Annotated in this window: 21 protein-coding genes; 13 read left to right on the top strand and 8 right to left on the bottom strand. The window is 44.1% G+C overall.

The features are described 5' to 3' along the window. Positions 1-23: 23 nt before the first annotated feature. Positions 24-266: a cell division protein ZapB gene (gene zapB, locus OCU48_RS00930; RefSeq protein ID WP_141346501.1), complete on the bottom strand. Its 243-nt coding sequence runs from the start codon at positions 264-266 to the stop codon at positions 24-26. A 298-nt stretch (positions 267-564) separates the two neighbouring features. On the opposite strand from zapB, the gene glpX reads away from it, so the two are divergent. Then, entirely contained in the window at positions 565-1,572 is a 1,008-nt protein-coding gene (glpX, locus tag OCU48_RS00925) for a class II fructose-bisphosphatase (protein WP_141346502.1), read from the top strand. A 41-nt stretch (positions 1,573-1,613) separates the two neighbouring features. On the opposite strand, the gene OCU48_RS00920 is transcribed toward glpX, so the two are convergent. Then, positions 1,614-2,045, bottom strand: a complete 432-nt coding sequence (locus OCU48_RS00920) for a DUF805 domain-containing protein (protein WP_141346503.1) — start codon at positions 2,043-2,045, stop codon at positions 1,614-1,616. An 8-nt stretch (positions 2,046-2,053) separates the two neighbouring features. Next, on the bottom strand, positions 2,054-2,404 hold the full coding sequence (locus OCU48_RS00915; protein ID WP_167496216.1) for a 5-carboxymethyl-2-hydroxymuconate Delta-isomerase: 351 nt from the start codon (positions 2,402-2,404) through the stop codon (positions 2,054-2,056). A 209-nt stretch (positions 2,405-2,613) separates the two neighbouring features. On the opposite strand from OCU48_RS00915, the gene tpiA reads away from it, so the two are divergent. Further along, positions 2,614-3,384, top strand: a complete 771-nt coding sequence (tpiA, locus tag OCU48_RS00910; protein ID WP_141346504.1) for a triose-phosphate isomerase — start codon at positions 2,614-2,616, stop codon at positions 3,382-3,384. Between the two features lie 133 nt (positions 3,385-3,517). Here tpiA and pfkA read toward each other — a convergent pair whose 3' ends face one another. Further along, positions 3,518-4,480: a 6-phosphofructokinase gene (gene pfkA / locus OCU48_RS00905; RefSeq protein ID WP_141346505.1), complete on the bottom strand. Its 963-nt coding sequence runs from the start codon at positions 4,478-4,480 to the stop codon at positions 3,518-3,520. A 256-nt stretch (positions 4,481-4,736) separates the two neighbouring features. Continuing rightward, positions 4,737-5,645, bottom strand: a complete 909-nt coding sequence (gene fieF, locus OCU48_RS00900; RefSeq protein WP_141346506.1) for a CDF family cation-efflux transporter FieF — start codon at positions 5,643-5,645, stop codon at positions 4,737-4,739. 89 nt (positions 5,646-5,734) lie between these two features. On the opposite strand from fieF, the gene OCU48_RS00895 reads away from it, so the two are divergent. After that, a complete protein-coding gene (locus OCU48_RS00895) occupies positions 5,735-5,887 on the top strand; it encodes a DUF5363 family protein (RefSeq protein WP_167496217.1) in 153 nt (50 codons plus the stop codon). A 55-nt stretch (positions 5,888-5,942) separates the two neighbouring features. Here the strand turns inward: OCU48_RS00895 and OCU48_RS00890 are convergent, their stop codons facing one another. Continuing rightward, positions 5,943-6,452 carry a Spy/CpxP family protein refolding chaperone gene (locus OCU48_RS00890; RefSeq protein ID WP_141346507.1) on the bottom strand — a complete coding sequence of 170 codons (510 nt, stop codon included), beginning with the start codon at positions 6,450-6,452 and terminating at the stop codon, positions 5,943-5,945. Between the two features lie 176 nt (positions 6,453-6,628). Here OCU48_RS00890 and OCU48_RS00885 point away from each other — a divergent pair, with 176 nt between their 5' ends. The 3 genes from OCU48_RS00885 to trmL all read left to right on the top strand — a co-directional run bounded on the left by OCU48_RS00885 (position 6,629) and on the right by trmL (position 9,235). After that, positions 6,629-7,312, top strand: coding sequence for a response regulator (locus OCU48_RS00885; protein WP_141346508.1), 684 nt, complete (start codon positions 6,629-6,631; stop codon positions 7,310-7,312). After that, complete coding sequence (cpxA, locus tag OCU48_RS00880; protein WP_141346509.1) at positions 7,312-8,682, top strand: envelope stress sensor histidine kinase CpxA; 1,371 nt, start codon at positions 7,312-7,314, stop codon at positions 8,680-8,682. The genes OCU48_RS00885 and cpxA overlap by 1 nt, the downstream gene beginning before the upstream one ends. Positions 8,683-8,758: 76 nt before the next feature. Beyond that, positions 8,759-9,235, top strand: coding sequence for a tRNA (uridine(34)/cytosine(34)/5-carboxymethylaminomethyluridine(34)-2'-O)-methyltransferase TrmL (trmL, locus tag OCU48_RS00875; RefSeq protein ID WP_141346510.1), 477 nt, complete (start codon positions 8,759-8,761; stop codon positions 9,233-9,235). Positions 9,236-9,257: 22 nt separating this feature from the next. Here the strand turns inward: trmL and OCU48_RS00870 are convergent, their stop codons facing one another. Continuing rightward, complete coding sequence (locus OCU48_RS00870; RefSeq protein ID WP_141346511.1) at positions 9,258-9,752, bottom strand: FxsA family protein; 495 nt, start codon at positions 9,750-9,752, stop codon at positions 9,258-9,260. A gap of 501 nt (positions 9,753-10,253) precedes the next feature. On the opposite strand from OCU48_RS00870, the gene aspA reads away from it, so the two are divergent. From aspA to OCU48_RS00835, 7 genes are all read left to right on the top strand, one after another. Next, entirely contained in the window at positions 10,254-11,690 is a 1,437-nt protein-coding gene (gene aspA, locus OCU48_RS00865; RefSeq protein WP_141346512.1) for an aspartate ammonia-lyase, read from the top strand. Positions 11,691-11,822: 132 nt separating this feature from the next. Next, on the top strand, positions 11,823-13,130 hold the full coding sequence (locus OCU48_RS00860; protein WP_141346513.1) for an anaerobic C4-dicarboxylate transporter: 1,308 nt from the start codon (positions 11,823-11,825) through the stop codon (positions 13,128-13,130). Between the two features lie 150 nt (positions 13,131-13,280). After that, positions 13,281-15,074, top strand: a complete 1,794-nt coding sequence (locus OCU48_RS00855) for a protein-disulfide reductase DsbD (RefSeq protein ID WP_141346514.1) — start codon at positions 13,281-13,283, stop codon at positions 15,072-15,074. Positions 15,075-15,231: 157 nt separating this feature from the next. Next, complete coding sequence (locus OCU48_RS00850) at positions 15,232-15,867, top strand: response regulator transcription factor (RefSeq protein WP_141346515.1); 636 nt, start codon at positions 15,232-15,234, stop codon at positions 15,865-15,867. A 240-nt stretch (positions 15,868-16,107) separates the two neighbouring features. Beyond that, complete coding sequence (locus OCU48_RS00845) at positions 16,108-16,371, top strand: DUF4212 domain-containing protein (RefSeq protein ID WP_141346516.1); 264 nt, start codon at positions 16,108-16,110, stop codon at positions 16,369-16,371. 12 nt (positions 16,372-16,383) lie between these two features. Then, entirely contained in the window at positions 16,384-18,111 is a 1,728-nt protein-coding gene (locus OCU48_RS00840) for a sodium:solute symporter family protein (RefSeq protein ID WP_141346517.1), read from the top strand. 140 nt (positions 18,112-18,251) lie between these two features. Further along, positions 18,252-18,734: a hypothetical protein gene (locus OCU48_RS00835; protein WP_141346518.1), complete on the top strand. Its 483-nt coding sequence runs from the start codon at positions 18,252-18,254 to the stop codon at positions 18,732-18,734. Here OCU48_RS00835 and OCU48_RS19710 read toward each other — a convergent pair. Continuing rightward, the gene (locus tag OCU48_RS19710; protein WP_420719109.1) at positions 18,704-20,353 is read right to left on the bottom strand and encodes a hybrid sensor histidine kinase/response regulator; all 1,650 of its coding nucleotides are present in this window, start codon (positions 20,351-20,353) and stop codon (positions 18,704-18,706) included. The two genes, OCU48_RS00835 and OCU48_RS19710, sit on opposite strands and share 31 nt — an antisense overlap. Positions 20,354-20,361: the final 8 nt, after the last annotated feature.

The following is a 20,361-nucleotide window of genomic DNA, read 5'->3' as shown; positions in this document are numbered from 1 at the left end:
CTTTAATAATGGTTTGGTAGAATTTATTCTACTTCTTCCATTTTGCCTAGCATGCTGCGAATACGCTCTTGCCACGCATCATGCTCAGCTTGAACTTGATGAGCGCGCTGTTCAGTTTCAACTTTTTCGTTGCGTAACTGCTCGGCTTCATTAGCAAGCTGTTGCTTTTGTTCTCTAAGTTCTTCAACTTCCATTTGCAGCAGAGTAATTGTATCTACTGCTGTTTGCACTTTGGCTTCTAGTTTTTCTAATACTTCTAAAGACATCTTGGCCTACCTAATTCGTTATCCATATGTAAAGACTGGCTTCCCAACCATTCTACCCACACACATGTATATAAACACACCTAATAATTTAATTCTGGTTCAAGTGAACAAAAAAAGAGCGATCCTAATCAAATTTTGACACTCCCAAGGCAATCTTTATCTTTTGCACCTAGTAAATGTGGGACGAAATCAATAAACCTCAGGGTTCTGGCTTAAAGTTGAGCAAATTAAGCAAACGTTACCGTGAAGGTATGATAGAATCTCGGCGATTTTTTGAACCCTCTTGATTGGAGTCGATATGAAGCGCGATTTGGCGATGGCATTTTCTCGTGTAACAGAAGGCGCAGCCCTAGCTGGTTACAAATGGCTTGGACGCGGAGACAAAAACGCAGCAGATAATGCAGCTGTTGAAGTTATGCGTAGCCTACTGAATAAAACAGACATTAGCGGTGAGATCGTTATTGGCGAAGGTGAGATAGATGACGCACCTATGCTATATATCGGTGAAAACGTTGGTGTTGGTGGTGACGCTGTAGATATCGCTGTTGACCCTATCGAGGGAACGCGCATGACAGCAATGGGCCAATCAAATGCATTGGCAGTACTTGCTGCAGGCGAAAAAGGTAGCTTCTTAAAAGCACCTGACATGTACATGGAGAAGCTGGTTGTTGGTCCTGAAGCTAAAGGTCAAATCGACTTAGCTGTATCGCTAGAAGATAACCTAAACAACGTAGCAAAAGCACTGGGTAAATCACTACAAGAATTGACTGTAATTACTCTAGCTAAGCCTCGTCACGACCAAGTTATTGCCGATATGCAAGCGATGGGTGTACGCGTATTCGCTGTGCCAGATGGTGATGTTGCTGCGTCTATCCTAACGTGTATGCCTGACAGCGAAGTCGACATGATGTATTGCATTGGTGGCGCTCCAGAAGGTGTTGTTTCTGCTGCTGTAATTCGTGCTCTAGATGGTGACATGCATGGTCGCTTACTTCCACGCCACGAAGTTAAAGGCGATAGCGAAGAGAACCGCATTTACGGAGAAGAAGAGCTGAAGCGCTGCGCTGAAATGGGTGTTGAAGCGAACGTTATCCTTAAGATGTCAGATATGGCACGTAGCGACAATGTTGTGTTCTCAGCAACAGGCATCACTAAAGGCGACCTTCTTGAAGGTATTACTCGCCAAGGTGATATTGCGACAACAGAAACTCTACTTATCCGAGGCCGTTGCCGTACTATCCGTCGCATCAAGTCGATTCATTACCTTGAGCGTAAGGATGAAGAAATTAAGGGACATATTCTTTAAATCTTCATTCAATAAAAAACGCAGCTCAACGCTGCGTTTTTTTATGCCTTACCATTGTCAAATGGTGCTCCATAATCGTTGTCTTTTTCACTACCTTTTAGCAAGCTACATTCCACAAAGATCCACAATCCACATATCAAGGCAATCAGCGATAGAATTCGTGAAAGACCTTCCCCCGTCTCCATTTGAGCCGACATAGGAATTAATGATCGACCAATAACCAGTGGCACATTGAGCAATAAAAATCGATTAGACTTGTTACGATCATGCCAACGCTTCGCTGTTACCGCCAAATCGGGATACAGCAAAATGATAGCCAATACAGGGACAGCATATAAAGCAGTGCCCGGTGAAACTTGCGCTATGGCTGTGGCCACCATAGAAAGAAACAAGTAATAGCTAATGTTCCAAAGCCAGAATTGTTTGCGCCCGATACGACCGTCAAAAGAGAGCAATAAAAACTTAAAGTCCATGGGTATTCCTAAATAGTAGTGTGCTTAGCAAAGCAATCTCTATCCATATCTCTAATATTAACCGTAACGCTCCCCACCCAATTGGCTTGTTCTGTCAGTATCGAAAATACACTTTGTGACAAAGCTTGTTTTTGCTCCACTGTTCTTCCTGAAAGCAACTCAACTGTCACGTGGATAAAGTCGTATTGATCTTCACTATCACCGATGAGCCATGAATGGCAACGTAAGGTTCGAGATTTTACTGAGTTTAGTTCAAATAGGTCACTATCAATCAATACTTGATGCATATCCTGAAGCAATCCTTGAATGTTTAGTCTGTCTTCTAAGGAATCGGTATATTCCATTACTAAATTGGGCATGACACATCCTCCGTGAACACTAAACCATACACTAGACACAAGCTTTTTAAGTAGTTGATCTGCTTTTTTGCCCGCCAGATCACTAGTCCAATAATTATGCAGCTACCCTAGGTCAAGAAATGATTCGTATCATGATATAACCGTTTTTATCTGTTATATTCTTTCACCTACAACGTATATTTTTTACTAATTTAGAAGGGAGTATTTTTATGCGTCATCCTGTAGTTATGGGTAACTGGAAACTAAACGGCACCAAAGAGATGGTTGTTGACTTGCTAACTGGTCTGAATGCAGAACTAGAAGGCGTAACGGGTGTTGATGTGGCAGTAGCGCCACCAGCACTATTCATCGACCTAGCAGAGCGCACTCTTACTGATGCTGGTAGCGCTATCATTCTAGGTGCTCAAAACACTGACGTGAACAATCAAGGTGCTTTCACTGGCGATATGTCTCCAACGATGCTGAAAGAGTTTGGGGCAACTCACATCATCATCGGTCACTCTGAGCGTCGTGAATACCACAATGAATCAGACGAGTTTGTTGCTAAGAAATTTGCATTCCTAAAAGAAAACGGCCTAACTCCTGTTCTTTGTATCGGTGAGTCTGATGCTCAAAATGAAGCTGGCGAAACTGAAGCAGTTTGTGCTCGTCAGATCGATGCTGTAATCAACCTACTAGGTGCAGAAGCTCTAAACGGTGCAATCATCGCCTACGAACCAATCTGGGCTATCGGTACTGGTAAAGCTGCTACAGCTGACGATGCTCAGCGTATCCACGCTTCAATCCGTGCTCACATTGCACAGAAGAACGAAGAAGTTGCTAAGAATGTTGTTATCCAATACGGCGGTTCTGTTAAGCCAGAAAACGCAGCAGCATACTTCGCACAACCAGACATCGATGGTGCTCTAGTTGGCGGTGCAGCTCTTGACGCGAAAAGCTTTGCAGCTATCGCTAAAGCAGCAGCAGAAGCGAAAGCTTAATTTGTCTTGATAGATAAAGTGATTGAAAGGTCAGCCTAGGCTGACCTTTTTTATGCCTACTCATATCTAACTGACATAAAAAAACCGCTATCTAAGTAGCGGTTCTATCGATTACGACTATTGCCTAATGAGCTTAGAACAACTCGTCAGCAACAGTGTATAAGTCACTGCGAACTGGGCGACGCATGTTTTCAATTGCATCAATAATGTCGTGATGAACCAACTCTTCTTTTTGAATACCCACACAGCGACCACCATGACCTTCTAGTAGAAGATGAACTGCGTAGTTGCCCATGCGAGAAGCGAGAACGCGGTCAAATGCTGTTGGGCGACCACCACGTTGAATATGCCCAAGAACCGTCGCGCGAGTCTCGCGACCTGTCGCTTCTTCAATGTCTTTTGCTAGATCATTAGCATCAAACATCAATTCAGTCAGAGCAATGATGGCATGCTTCTTACCTTTTGCGATGCCTTCTTCAATACTAGTTATCAGCTCCTCTTTACTCCACTGACGCTCAGGAGTGATGATGTATTCACAACCACCCGCAATAGCAGACATTAGAGTTAAATCACCACAATGGCGACCCATGATCTCAACAATAGAGATACGTTGGTGGGAAGATGAAGTATCTCGTAAGCGGTCAATAGCATCGATAACAGTATTTAGAGCTGTAAGGTAACCGATAGTGTAATCAGTACCTGCGATATCATTATCGATAGTTCCAGGAAGACCGATACATGGGAAGCCCATTTCAGTTAGTTTTTTTGCTCCCATGTAAGAACCATCACCACCAACAACAACAAGAGCTTCAATGCCGTGTTTTTTCAGGTTCTCAATAGCTTTAGCACGTACTGCTTCGTCTTTGAACTCAGGGAAACGCGCTGAACCAAGGAAGGTACCGCCTTTGTTTATTACATCAGAGACACTTGAACGATCTAGTTTCTCGATGCGATCTTCATAGAGACCTTGATAGCCGTCATAAATGCCGAATACTTCAACACCTTTTGACAATGCTGTACGTACGACCCCACGTACTGCAGCATTCATACCAGGTGCGTCTCCACCACTTGTTAGTACACCAATTTTTTTAATCATGTTGACCCTCAATATTTGGGATTGATCTTATTTTTAATTTAAATCGCCTTGTCATCGGCAAGAATTCTAATCACCACGCTCGAGTCACCCTTCTTGACTCTGGTGAGCGAAGCTAACAAAATTTCAACTTGGTAAGAGTATTACAGTTTCCGGTATAGTTAAGATTGATTCAAATCAGAATCATAAAGTTTAACCATTCACCTAACCAAGATAGTTAATTCTACCTAAATTTCCTAAAAAATTCAGTGTTTACACCTTACCACCCTTGCTGCTTCTCGTGTTGCTCAACATTGTTAACAACTGAAACAGGATCTTGATGGATTAAAACATCACACCCTTCAAAATGACTCATTAACTGTGCTTCAACCTCATCGGCAATCTGATGAGCTTCAATCAAAGGTAACTGATCATCCAGCTCTAAGTGCAACTGAATAAATCTAGTCGGCCCCGACAAGCGTGTTCTCAATTGATGAATGCCGTACACTCTATCTATCGATGTTGCTATTGTCTTAATTTCTATAAGCTCAGATTCTGGAAGTTGCCGATCTAGCAAGGATTGCACGGCCTCTGCGATCATTTTAAACGCGCTATACAGAATGAATATACCAATACCTATTGCAAATACCGCATCCGCTTGTCCCAAACCATACATGCTCAATACCAGTGCCAGTAGTATGGCTGCATTCATATACAGATCAGATTGATAGTGAAGCGAGTCCGCGGCAATAGCCTGACTGCCGGTTTGTCTTACTACGTGCTTTTGGAACGTAACTAAGCCAAAGGTCACTACCATAGCAAACAAGCTAACATAGATACCAAGCTCAGGTTGGTTGATCTCATGAGGACGGAAGAAGCGGTCTATACCATTAAGAACTAAGAAGAGAGCCGAACCGGAGATAAACATAGATTGAGCAAGCGCCGCAAGAGACTCTGCTTTCCCATGACCAAAAGTATGCTCTTCATCTGCTGGCTGCAGGGCATATTTAAGCACCACAAGGTTTATGGAAGAGGCGGCAATATCCAGTAATGAATCCACTACGGATGCCAGTAAACTAACGGATCCTGTGACCCACCACACTGCAATTTTCACGATAAGTAAAATCGTTGCCACTATTGTGGCTGACCACGCAGCGATGGTGACTAATTTTTTATACTCTTGCTTCATAATTATTAATGGAAAAGGTTTGCACGAATTATACACTGAAATATAAGCGATGGGTGCATTCACAATAAAAGAGGAATCTAGACTAGCAAATGATGAAATGGTTACGAAAAATGCTAAAACGCTACGATGAATGGTGTTTAAGTCTAGGCCTCACACCCGAGAACAAGCGCAGTTGCGTGCCTTATCGCTCAGACCCTTCCAGTTGTTTGAACTCGCATAAAGAAAAAAAGCGCGACCAATAGTAGTCACGCTTTCTATGTTCAAAATAGACTGATTAAGTCAGTCTATTTTTGCAGATTACTCACTGTCTTTTTTAGACATTCTCTTCTGCATTTTTTGCTCACATTTTGCTGTACGCTCTGCTCTTTTTTCTACCAGTTGTTGCTTTTGATCGTCAGTCAATACGCTCATCATGCGATGAATGGTACGCATTTTCTCTACTTGCATAGCCGTGCGCTCTTCAACCATAGATGAAGCTAGTTTTTGTGCCTCTGCTTCATTGAAATCAGCGGCAAGAACTAGTTCTTGCTCCTGCGCTTTTATTTCTTTCATCGTTTCACGCTTAGAGTCACCTTTCGCTTTCTTTGAAGCACGAACGTCATCACGAATGGTTTTCAATTCTGCTTTTTGCTCATCAGTCAGGTCTAGACCTCTAAATGCGCTTTTTCCATCCATTGGCATCATGCAAGATTGACCACCTTTCTGGCCCTTCTCGCCACCTTTATGACCGTTTGCTAACACCGATGCACTTCCTAGTGTCAGTGGAACCATCATTGCTACTGCTAACCATTTTTTATTCATTGCCATGAGATATACCTCGATAATTTAGACATCGGCTGCTGTTTTTCAGCAGATGCATTTAGAATAATAGTAAGCGTGTAAAGTGCGGTATGTGAAACGTAAAGATAAGTAAATCAAATCCAAGCCCTTTACAATCCGCCTTACAATCTAAACATTAAACATAGTCGTAGAGTGAGAACCTGATGCCACATATTTTATTAGTAGATGACGATACTGAGCTAACGGCTCTGCTAGAAGACATTCTCACCTACGAAGGCTTTACTGTTTCTCAAGCTCATAATGGTGTTGAGGGGCTTGAAGCCATCAATGAAGATATCGACCTGATTCTCCTTGATATCATGATGCCCAAAATGAGCGGTATGGAAATGCTAAAGCAACTTAGAGAGAAGTGGCAAACTCCTGTTTTATTCCTTACAGCTAAAGGCGAAGAGGTCGATCGGGTTATTGGCCTTGAGCTCGGTGCGGATGATTTTCTACCCAAACCATTTAGTGACCGAGAGTTGTTAGCTCGAATACGCGCTATTTTACGTCGTACACAAAATACGCCTGTAATATCGACACCAAACAATACCTTTGATGATCTTTCTTTAAATCCTGGAGCTCAAGAAGCTTATTGTGAAGAGGAGCTTCTTGACCTCACTAGCACAGAGTACGCTCTACTAGAGTACTTTTTGCGCACTCCAGGGCAGGTACTTACCAAGGAAAATATCAGCCTTGAAGTTCTAGGCAAACGCTTAGCTGCATTCGATAGAGCTGTAGACATGCATGTATCCAATTTGCGAAAAAAGCTTCCTGAACGCAAAGATGGAAAACCCCGCATTAAAACCCTGAGAGGCAAGGGTTACCTATTTGTCGAGACTGTGTAATGAGAATACCTAAATTTAATAGCCTTTATGGACGTATCTTTGCCATATTTTGGCTCACCATTTTGCTGGTACTACTTGCCGTCATTGGCCTGCAAATGCTAGATCCAAGGAAGTCACATTCCATTAATAAAGAGTCTTTAAATAAAATAAATCGCCTAGTCACAACCATAGAGAGAGACCTAAGTAAAAGCACCAACCCTGCACGCACTCTAAGAAAACTTGAAGAACGTCGATTTGGCAGTAAAGATTTTCGTCTCTACTTAGTGGATAACGAAGGAACACTTGTCAGCAAAGAACATGGCCCGAGACGTCACGCACTTCAAACAATGGCGGCACAGTACATCAGCGCAGCCGAGCCAAGCCAGCGGCTGTTTGGCCGTTTTATGGTGGCGGGTCCCTTTCCGATTCAAATCAGTGGCAATGACTTCGTTATCTATGCGGGGTTTAGCACCAATATGCCACCACCACTTCTTTATCAATTCTTAGATGCCCCTTTCAAACTGTTACTATTTATTATGGTCGTAAGTACTCCGTTACTCTTGTTATGCGCTTGGAATTTGAGCCTGCCTGCTAGAAGACTAGAGCTTGCTGCCAAGCGAGTCACACATGGACAATTCGAAGTAGACCCAAGTCTTGAGCAAGGCACCAGTGAATTTAAACAGACCGGAGCTAGCTTTAACCAAATGGTACTGTCCATAAATCAAATGGTCTCGGGTCAGCAAAAGCTTTTATCGGATATATCTCACGAGCTTCGCTCGCCACTAACTCGCTTAAGGATGGCCAATGCTCTTGCCACACGAAAGCAAGGTTCCTCCAAGGAACTAGAGCGCATAGAAACAGAAGCAGAAAGATTAGAGCAAATGATAAAAGATCTACTTGGACTGTCACGTATGCAAATAGACAGCCATCATAATCGAACACAATTGCAGGCTCAGTCGTTATGGGAAGAGATGCTACTAGATGCTCAGTTTGAAGCCGAGCAGAGCCAGATAAGCTTAAACTTTCAACCTATTCCCAACGTAACTTTGGTGGGTAACGAAAAACTACTCTCCAGCGCCTTTGAAAACATCGTGCGCAATGCCATTCGCTACGGTCAATCCAAAATAGACGTGCGCTTCTTCACAACTGACCACCAATTAACATTTACTGTTGAAGATGATGGTTCCGGTGTACCAAAAGAAGAACTCGAAAGCATATTTCGCCCTTTTTATCGTGTATCAACTGCACGAGATAGAGAAAGCGGTGGCACAGGACTAGGCCTTGCCATTACTGAAAGTGCCATTTTGCAACACAATGGGACGATCAATGCGGAGCGTGGCACTTCATTGGGCGGACTTAAAATGACCGTAAATTTACCCATCCAAGCCTAGTGTCAGTCGCGGGCAGTGCACCTAAAAGGGGTTTAGGTATATACTGCCTGCATTATTTATCAATACATGACTGTTTATGTTTGACATCGCTTTATACGAACCAGAAATCGCGCCGAACACCGGCAACATCATCCGACTTTGCGCAAATTGCGGTGCCAACTTGCACCTTATTGAACCACTGGGTTTTGATTTAGAAGAAAAAAAAGTAAGGCGAGCTGGCCTTGATTACCACGATCTTGCACGCGTTAAGCGTCATAAGAACTATCAAGCCTTTATTGATTTCTTAAATGAGCGTGATGGCAATTATCGTATCTTTGCCTGCACAACCAAAACCACCGGCCATCATGTCGATGCTAGCTATCAGCAAGGCGATGTTTTGCTGTTTGGTCCTGAAACTCGCGGCCTACCAGCAGAGCTGATTGAATCGATGCCAATGGAACAAAGAATTCGCATTCCAATGGTGGCAGATAGTCGCTCTTTAAATTTGTCGAATGCCGTCGCCATTATTGCGTTTGAAGCGTGGCGTCAGATGGGATTTGATGGCGCTGTATGATACAGCGCCTGATTAGCTAGCTTTAATTAAGACGGTCTTTATCTTGATCGTCTTTTTTCTCAAACTCACCCTCGAACACATTACCATCACTCTTCTGATGGTCATCAAACGGTCCGCGTTGCTCAAAATGCGTATGGCTTTGAAAGCCCGAATGCATGCTATTTACCTGCACTCGTTTCATTAATTGCTGAGCAATAATGGCTCTTGGCTTTGGCAGCAGCACCAACATACCCAGAGCATCAGTCATAAAGCCAGGAGTTAACAAAAGCACTCCTGCGACTGCCAGCATCACGCCCTCAATAATTTGCTGAGCGGGCATTTCGCCTTGTTGCAGACGAGACTGCACAGAAAGTAGCGTCGCAATACCTTGGCTACGTACCAGGGATGCACCAATCAGCGCCGTCAAGATGACAAGGAATATCGTAGTCCAAACACCGAGAAAACCGCCTACTTGAATAAATAGACCAATCTCGACGATTGGCACCAAGATGAATAACAATAATAAAATAGGGAACACGTATCCTCCTCGAATTCAGATGCTCAGTTTACGCGCAAAAAGGGGGTAAGCTCAATTGATATATAGTTTTAGGTGCATAATACCAATCGTGGTAAATAACTGTTCACCCTAGCTTGTTAAAACACTCGATAACGGCGTTAGAATTTTTGACTGTAGAATAACTACTTATCAAAAAGTTCAGCCTTGTTATCCAGCGTTTTTCCTGCGCTATTTCCGACCACTTACTTACTGTGATTGGTATAAGCCCACGTATAGTTTCATGATGGAACAAATTTAATGACGCAGATGGCAAAAAACTTGTCTATTTTTCCGCAACAAAAGTGATCAAATTATGATTTTTTTTTGTAGATTGCAGTATCATTGAACAACATAAAATCTAGTCTGATTTTAGAACCAAAATAATCTGCTGAATGGACTCATTAAACAGAATTGGTCATTGAACTAATAGGCTCTCAACATTCGCCTTTTAGATAAAAACCAAGATGAATAAAGGTCCATGCTATGACAACAACTACTACACTGTCAGCAACTCGTATAGAAGAAGATCTCCTTGGCCAACGCCATGTTCCTGCCGACGCTTATTACGGCATTCATACTCTGCGCGCAATCGAAAACTTTAATATCTCAAATGCGACCATTTCTGATGTGCCTGAATTCGTTCGCGGTATGGTCATGACCAAAAAAGCCGCTGCGATTGCCAACAAAGAACTCAGTGTTATTCAACCCGACGTTGCCCAACACATTATCGATGCTTGTGATGTTATGTTAGAGACAGGCCGCTGTATGGACCAATTCCCTTCTGATGTTTTCCAAGGTGGCGCAGGTACTTCAGTCAACATGAATACCAATGAAGTGATTGCTAACCTGGCCCTCGAATTGATGGGCAAGGAGAAGGGCCAATACGATATCATCAACCCAAATGATGATGTGAATAAGAGCCAATCAACCAACTGCGCCTACCCTACAGGTTTCCGTATCGCGGTATACAATAGCGTGAGTAAATTGATCGACTCGATTGAGTACCTTAAAGGCGCCTTCGATCTCAAGAGTGAAGAGTTCAACACCATTCTAAAAATGGGCCGCACACAGCTACAAGATGCGGTGCCTATGACGGTTGGCCAAGAGTTTCGTGCCTGGTCAGTGACGCTCGCCGAAGAAATCCGCAACCTACAATACACAGCCAAGCTACTGCTAGAGGTAAACCTAGGCGCAACTGCAATAGGTACTGGTCTTAATGCGGCAGAAGGCTACCAAGAGTTAGCAGTGAAAGCACTTGCTGATGTCACTGGGTTAGAATGCATTCCTGCAGAAGATCTTATCGAAGCGACTTCAGACTGTGGCGCTTACGTAATGATGCACGGTGCGCTGAAGCGCCTTGCGGTTAAGCTTTCTAAGATCTGTAACGACTTACGCTTATTATCGTCAGGTCCTCGTGCGGGGCTAAACGAAATCAACCTACCAGAGCTTCAAGCGGGTTCTTCAATCATGCCTGCTAAGGTAAACCCTGTCGTTCCTGAGGTTGTAAACCAAGTGTGCTTTAAAGTACTAGGTAACGACAACACTATCTCTTTTGCTGCTGAGGGTGGTCAATTACAGCTTAACGTAATGGAACCGGTTATCGCTCAAAGCATGTTTGAGTCTCTAGATATCTTAACCAACGCTTGTGTGAACCTTCGCGATAAGTGCATCGATGGCATCACAGTGAACAAAGAAGTGTGTGAGAGCCACGTATTCAACTCCATAGGTATTGTGACTTACCTAAACCCTTACATTGGCCACCATGAAGGCGACATCGTCGGTAAGATCTGTGCCGAAACAGGCAAGAATGTGCGTGAGGTAGTACTCGAAAGAGGACTGCTCACCGAGGCTGAACTAGAAGATATATTCTCTGTTGAGAATCTAATGAAGCCACAATATAGAGCGAAACGCTTTAGCTAGGTTTCGCCCTACTAAGGAAGGGGAACTCAGCTTGGTCTAGTCTACCCTTCCTAAACACTCAATCTCAAAGCCCCCACTTTGAGATTGTTTACAATTACCCCCAAACAAAATCGAATTAAAGGAAAACAACAAATGATAATGGTAGAACTGTTAGTTGTTCTAGTGTTCATATATTTAGGTGCCAGAATTGGCGGTATTGGAATAGGTTTAGCCGGTGGCTTAGGTGTCATCGCTCTGTCTCTTGGTCTCGGTATTCCAACTAGCCAAGACTTTATCCCTATCGATGTAATTCTAATTATTATGTCGGTGATTACCGCAATCGCTGCAATGCAGGTAGCCGGTGGTATGGATTGGCTAGTGCAGATTGCGGAAGATTTCTTACGTAAGCACCCTGAACGCATCACCTTTTATGCACCTATCGTAACCTTTGTTATGACATTAATGGCAGGTACAGGGCACACAGCATTCTCTACGCTTCCGGTTATTGCCGAAGTAGCAAAAGGCCAAGGCATTCGTCCCTCTCGACCACTTTCTATTGCCGTAGTTGCCTCTCAGATTGCTATCACCGCTTCTCCAATTTCTGCTGCTGTTGTTGCCTTTGCTGCTATGCTAGAGCCTCAAGGTGTGGGTTACTTAACCCTACTTGCTATCTGTATTCCAACTACGTTCATCGCCTGTATGGTCGGTGCGTTCGTTGCTAACTTTATTGGCTGTCCATTGAAAGATGATCCTGTTTATCAGGAACGTCTAGAGCAAGGCCTGATCAAGCTTGATACTGGGAAAAAACGTGAGATTCTCCCTACAGCAAAACGCGCAACCTACATTTTCTTAGGTGCTATCGTATTTGTGGTCTTATACGCAGCAGCTATCTCGGGCTCCGTGGGACTCATTGAAAACCCGACTCTAGGTCGTAACGAAGCTATCATGACTGTTATGCTAGGTGCTGCGGCTGTCATTGTACTAACTACGAAGATTGATGCAGCTATGATCCCAGCCGCCGCAACTTTCCGCTCTGGTATGACTGCCTGTGTATGTGTACTTGGTGTTGCTTGGTTAGGCTCTACTTTTGTTAACGCACACGTTAACGACATTAAAGAGTTTGCCGGTTCACTTCTTGCCGACTACCCATGGATGCTAGCTCTAGTGCTCTTCTTTGCCTCTATGCTTCTTTACTCACAAGGCGCAACGACCGTTGCACTTATGCCTGCAGCGTTAGCGATTGGTGTTGCTCCACTAACCGCAGTAGCCTCTTTTGCGGCGGTTAGTGCTCTGTTTGTGCTGCCAACCTACCCAACACTATTGGCGGCTGTTGAGATGGATGACACAGGCTCAACTCGAATTGGTAAGTATGTGTTTAATCACCCATTCTTCTTGCCTGGTGTAGCAACCATTACTACGTCGGTAACCCTAGGCTTTATATTTGGTAGCTTCTTTATCTAAGCGCAATCACTGACTATCTTGGGGCGCTGTTTGCGCCCTTTTTTATCCACGTAATAACTCCTCAGATCCACCAACACCGTGTAGGCGAACGAAACTTATTCCGCTACTATCAGGTCTACTAGTTATCTGAATCATAAATTGCCGGACACTATGCGCACTGTCTTACTCTCATTTTTATTGCTTTGTTTTTCTCAGGCTTCCTTTGCCTCATTCAACAGTGAATCAAGCTCACCCGCTCAAAACGGCTTTGAACAGCCAAGCTTTGGTCAGCCTAGCTTTTTACGAGTTGAGCAAGCCTTCCCGTTTGATGTCGTTCAGCAAGGAAAACAAGTACGACTCACGTGGCAAATTACTGATGGCTATTATCTTTATCAATCTCGATTTGATGTTAGCAGTGAAAATGCCACCTTAGGCGAGCCCTCTCTCAAAGAAGGGACACCGTACAACGATGAATTTTTTGGCAAGGTAAATATCTACACCGAACCCGTCACTATTACCGTGCCAATCATAGAGCAAGGTAGTAATGCACAGCTCATTGTTCAATATCAAGGGTGCGCCAAGGCGGGATTCTGCTATCCACCAGAAACAAAGGTTATTGACCTTGAACCTGTGGCAGACTCACAGAGCGTACATTTAGATAATGTTGCCAACTCTTCAAATTTACCGTCAAGATCATCGTTACCCAAAAGCGAGAGCGACATGGCGGCGATGCTCGGTGATTCCATATGGACCCCTTTAATCTTTTTACTTCTCGGGGTTGGACTGGCCTTCACGCCATGTGTTCTACCTATGTACCCTATTTTGACCAGCATCGTTTTGGGTAATGGTAAGCTATCGCCTGCTCGCGCACTGATGCTTTCCTTTGTTTATGTTCAGGGAATGGCACTCACCTATACCTTGCTTGGGTTGGTTGTTGCCTCTGCAGGTTTGCAGTTTCAAGCTGCTCTGCAGCATCCTGCCGTGCTAATCACCATTAGTGCGCTATTCGTGCTGTTGTCTCTCTCTATGTTTGGTTTATATAACCTACAACTGCCCAGCAGCGTTCAAACCAAGCTCAACGAGATAAGTAACCAGCAAAAAGGGGGGCGCTGGTTTGGTGCCTTTATTATGGGTGCCATATCTGGATTGATATGCTCGCCATGTACCACTGCGCCTTTATCAGGTGCACTGTTGTACGTAGCGCAAACCGGAGACCTATTCACCGGAGCGATAACGTTATATGCATTGGCTCTCGGAATGGGAATCCCTCTGATCCTGCTTGCAGTATTTGGCAATCGTTTCTTACCTAAAGCAGGATTATGGATGGACAAGGTAAAGACCCTATTTGGCTTTGTCTTACTAGCCGCACCGCTGTTCTTCCTTGAGCGAATCCTAAGTGCTGAGTGGATTTCTGCATTGTGGTCGATTCTCGGTGTTTCTTTCTTTGCTTGGCTCTATCACGCCAAGAACCATGTTCCTTTTGGCAGTTGGAAGCAGAGCCTTATTGGTATCATTGCGATTTTAGGATTAATCGGCTCCGCTCAACCAGTATGGAACAAACTACTTGGATTGGAGAGCAGCGTTGAAGCTCCACAATCTGAGATAGAATTTATTCGCGTAGCTACAGTTCAAGATCTGCAGCAAGAATTAGAAAAAGCCAAACAGGCTGGTAAGCCTGTGATGCTAGATTTTTACGCCGACTGGTGCGTAGCGTGTAAAGAGTTTGAGAAATATACCTTCCATGAAGCTAACGTAGAGGAAAAACTCAAAGGCTTTGTACTACTGCAAGCAGATGTCACTAAAAATCAACCTAGAGATATTCAAATGCTAGAGCAGATGCGAGTACTCGGACTGCCAACCATAGAGTTCTGGAACGCAGAAGGTGAACACCTTCCAGCGGCAAGGCTCACTGGTTTTGTGAAGGCAGACCCATTTTTAAATCACTTGCAGCGCTTCAATCTATAAAAAAAATAGACGCTCATCAAACCAATTGATGAGCGTTTTATCCACCTAAGCGCATAAATATCGATACAACTCAGAGTTTTAGTGACCAAATCTTGTTCATTAAAATAAAACCATCAATAATCACTTAAACCACTAATGAATACTGGGTAAAAGTGATATGGACGCCACTTACACTATTGTTATCGCGGATGATCATCCTCTGTTTCGAAACGCTCTGTTTCAGTCCGTACACATGGCGATTAGTGGAGCCAATCTTCTAGAAGCTGAATCACTCGATACTCTGCTTGAATTGCTTCGTAAACAAAAAGACGTAGACCTAGTTCTCTTAGACTTAAAAATGCCAGGAGCAAATGGCATGTCTGGACTGATGCAGTTGCGCAGTGAATTTCCAGACATCGCAGTGGTGGTCATTTCTGCAAGCGAGGAGCCATCCGTAGTCAGCCAAGTCAAAAGTCATGGTGCTTTTGGGTTTATTCCCAAATCCAGTGATATGCGAAGCCTTATTAATGCGCTCAATCAAGTACTCAGTGGCGATCAGTTCTTTCCAGCAGATCTGGCAAAGCAAGCCGAGCAATATAGTGATATATCGGATAAGCTCGCCTCCCTTACGCCACAGCAGTACAAAGTCTTGGCCATGCTAGCTGATGGGCTTCTGAACAAGCAAATTGCCTATGAACTTGATGTCTCTGTGGCAACCATCAAAGCACACATGACCGCTATTTTCCGCAAGCTTGGAGTCACCAATCGCACTCAAGCTGTTATCCTACTTCAGCAATCAGAAGTAGAGTCTTGATACTAAGACAGCTTCTCAATTGGTAAATAAAACCAGTATTTCCCTTATTTCGTATTAGACCTTTGGCTAATACCGCACAAAACTCACTTCACACTTTTCTGCTCAATACACTTAAAGCACTGATTTTAATGTTTTTTATTAAAATCATCATCAAGACCAAAGTTCAAATGAGTTATTACAACCCCACTGCTATCGTATGCTTGAAACATTTTATTAACAAATGAGCGTAAGGAGACGGCAATGGCGTTTGAAAATGAAGAACGAGCTAAAGCCTATTGGAGTAAGAATGTTCGACTCATGATTAGCCTATTGATTATCTGGTTTGTTGTGTCATTCGGCTGCGGTATTTTATTTGTGGATCAACTCAATCAATTTCAAATCGGTGGCTATAAGCTAGGTTTCTGGTTTGCACAGCAGGGTGCCATCTACTGTTTCTTGGGTATTATTTTCTACTATGCGTGGAAAATGCGTCGAATTGACCGTGAATTTAACGTAGAAGAATAAGGAGCTACGAAGATGGATCTTAAGACAATTACATACCTTGTTGTAGGTGCGACCTTCGCACTCTACATCGGTATAGCAATATGGGCTCGAGCGGGCACAACCAAAGAGTTCTACGTTGCCGGTGGCGGGGTGAACCCGATCGCCAATGGTATGGCAACAGCCGCAGACTGGATGTCTGCAGCATCATTTATCTCCATGGCAGGTCTAATCGCCTTTATGGGATACGGTGGTTCAGTATTCCTTATGGGCTGGACGGGTGGCTACGTACTTCTGGCATTATTACTCGCGCCTTACCTTCGTAAATTTGGTAAGTTCACGGTTCCTGAGTTCGTCGGTGAACGCTTTTACTCTAAGACAGCACGCGTTGTAGCCGTAGCTTGTTTGATTATCGCATCGGTAACCTATGTTATTGGTCAGATGAAAGGCGTCGGTGTTGCATTTGGTCGCTTCCTTGAAGTGGACTATGCAACTGGACTTGGCGTAGGTATGTGTATTGTATTCATCTATGCCGTTATGGGTGGTATGAAAGGCATCACTTACACCCAGATTGCTCAATACTGCGTACTCATTCTTGCTTACACTATTCCAGCAGTATTTATCTCTCTACAACTCACCGGTCACGCTCTTCCTCAAATAGGGTTGGGTAGTACCATGACGGGGTCAGATGTCTATTTGCTAGACCGGCTTGACCAGGTGGTGACTGAACTCGGCTTTACTGAATACACGACACATGTGCGGGGCGATACCCTCAATATGTTCGTATATACCATGTCACTGATGATCGGTACTGCGGGCCTACCCCATGTAATTATCCGTTTCTTCACCGTGCCAAAAGTGCGTGATGCTCGATCCTCAGCAGGCTGGGCGCTAGTGTTCATTGCAATTCTATACACTACAGCTCCAGCAGTTGCGGCTATGGCTCGCCTAAACCTAATGGAAACAGTAAACCTTCCTTCTGGTCAGAATCTTATCTATGACGAGCGTCCTGATTGGTTTAGAAACTGGGAGAAAACCGGTCTTCTAGGCTTTGAGGATAAAAATGCTGATGGTGCGATTCAGTACACTTCTAGCGCAGAAACCAATGAGCTAAAAGTAGATAGGGATATCATGGTATTAGCTAACCCTGAGATTGCTAAGCTACCAAACTGGGTTATTGCCCTAGTAGCAGCAGGTGGTCTTGCAGCGGCACTATCTACTGCGGCAGGTTTACTACTGGCTATCTCCTCCTCCATCTCGCACGATCTGATAAAAGGGGTAATAAACCCCAACATTTCAGAGAAGAAAGAGCTGCTCGCTAGCCGGATATCTATGGCAGTGGCAATTGGGGTCGCGGGGTATCTGGGACTCAACCCACCGGGCTTTGCCGCCGGTACGGTTGCCCTCGCATTTGGTCTGGCCGCCTCCTCCATCTTCCCTGCCTTAATGATGGGTATATTTAGTAAAAACATTAATAAGGAAGGTGCGATTGCAGGTATGATCGCAGGTATCGGTATCACGCTATTCTACGTTTTCCAACACAAAGGCATCTTGTTTGTTGCGGATTGGAAATATCTAGAAAGCTGGGGTAGTAATTGGTTCCTAGGCATTGAACCTAATGCATTTGGTGCAATTGGCGCAGCCTTCAACTTCATCGTGGCATTCGCTGTATCTAAAGTAACAGCAGAGACTCCACAAGAAGTAAAAGACCTTGTTGAGCATGTTCGAGTTCCAGCAGGAGCCGGTTCAGCTCAAGATCACTAGTACAATCTATCCAATCTAGTCCACAAAAGCCCCTTCGGGGGCTTTTTTAATAAAGTAAGTCGAGTATTGTAAAGAAAGAGTTTCAAACATAAAACATAGACTCTCTCTCTAGAATTTTACATTGTCGCTAGGATGCAAAAATGTTCAAAAACAAACACTTTATCGTTGCTTTACTGGTTGCCCCTATATTGGCTGTGATCACTTATTTTGGTATAGATATGGCTGTGAGTGAAAAACCTCATGCAGCCAAACAAGGCGAAAGCTACAAACTAATCAGCAAATCGAATTGTCGTTATACCAGTGGTTTGTGTGATTTTGAAAATGGTGAATTCAAGGTGCAATTTCGTTCAGAGAAGCTCACTGCAGACACTTTAGATTTAACCTTAAAATCCAAATTCCCGCTGCAGGGTATAAAGGTCGCATTGGCCGAAAATGGCGAGAGCCAACCTGTAGAGATGACACCTACCAATCAAGATATGCGGAACTGGGCTATCTCCTTGCCAGCGAACAATATTGAAGCAAAGAATCTTCGAATTGCTATCCAGGCCGAAGATACTCTCTACTATGGAGAGACTGAAACCACCTTTGTGGTTTACGAAACTCTATTTACTGAAGACAAATAACGCTCAAATTTATTGAGAAGGGTTCGAAGCTTTAATGGCTTAACTGGTTTAGGCAGAAACTCAAACCCTTCGTTCTTAATCTCGTCAATGATGTCTGGCGTTCTATCAGCACTGATGATTACGCCATTAAACTCTGCCCCCATTACCTGTCTGAAGCGCTGCAATACCTGCAGCCCTGTTCTGCCATTTTCCAAACGATAATCAGAAAGAATCACATCAGGTAGCCAATGGTTATCCAATTGCAACAGACTCTGCTCTAGATCCGTTGCCAATCTCACCTCGCACCCCCAGCGCTGCAGCAAATGCTCCATACCTTCCAAAATAGAGACTTCGTCATCAACACACAGCACTCGCAATTTACTGAGCGGAGTCGCAGTCACAATAGGCTCCATTGAAGGACTCTTTTCAGCAATCACCTTCTTTGCCAGTGGTACAGTGACAGAAAATACGCTTCCTCTGCTGGGCCAAGAACGCAGTGATATTGTGTGTCCTAACAGTTGTGCTATCCCTTTTGAAATCGCGAGCCCTAAGCCAAGCCCTTTATCGGAACGGATTTGATTGGTGCGGGTAAACTCTTCAAATATCAATTGCTGTTTGTCTTCTTCGACGCCAATGCCATTGTCCCAAACTTGAATAGAAAGAGTGTTCCCCTCTCTTCGCGATCCTAATACAACCTTTCCTTGAGGACTGTAGCGAAAAGCATTGGTTAAGAAGTTTTGGATTACCCTGCGTAATAACTTTGGATCTGACTCGACAAACAACGAAGTGGATACCGTTCTAAAGTTGATGCCTTGCTCCTCAGCAATAACACCAAACTCAGCATCTAGGTTAAACAATACTTCACTTAGAGCAAAGGGCTGCACCTTAGCCTCTAGTTTTCCAGATTCCAAACGAGAGATATCCAATAGGTCACTGATCAGCACTTCAGCCGCTTCCATTGCACTTTCTATATGGCGTGCCACTTGCTGAGTTTCAGCGTCTTTTGCCACCTCAGACAATGATGAAGTAAACAAACGAGCCGCATTTAAAGGCTGCATTAGGTCATGACTAACAGCCGCAAGAAAGCGAGATTTAGATTGGGATTCTTGCTCTGAGCGCTGAGTTGCAATCGTCAATTTCCGATTCAATTGCTCCAACTCATGAGTTCGCTCTTGCACCCTTTCTTCTAAGGTAATATTCGCATCCTTTAGTGCCTGCTCTGCCTGACGGTAAACGGTAATATCACTGAAACTCATTGCAAATCCGCCACTGGGCATAGGATTGCCTTGCACTTCGATAACGCGCCCATCAGCACGTTGACGAGAAGATGTATGACTAGTGCCTCTTTGTAGGTGCTCAATTCGACGCTGAACATGAATCTCCGGATCTCCAGGCCCACACAGCCCCTTCTCTGCGTTATAACGAATCACATCTGCAATAGGCCTGCCGACTTGAATTAACCCAGGAGGAAATTCAAACAACTCCAAGTAACGCTGATTCCATGCCACTAGCCTCAGTTGTTTATCAACAACGGCTATGCCTTGCTCAATATGCTCAATGGCTCCTTGTAAAAGACTACGACTAAAGTCATACAGCTCTGAGGCCTCATCGACTATAGTCGCCACCTCTTCAAGCTGCATGTTTTTGC

Source organism: Vibrio inusitatus, assembly GCA_024346935.1.
Classification (GTDB): Bacteria; Pseudomonadota; Gammaproteobacteria; order Enterobacterales; family Vibrionaceae; genus Vibrio; species Vibrio inusitatus.
The sequence above is the reverse complement of the archived record's forward strand: the minus strand, read 5'-3'. Positions and strand labels throughout refer to the sequence as shown.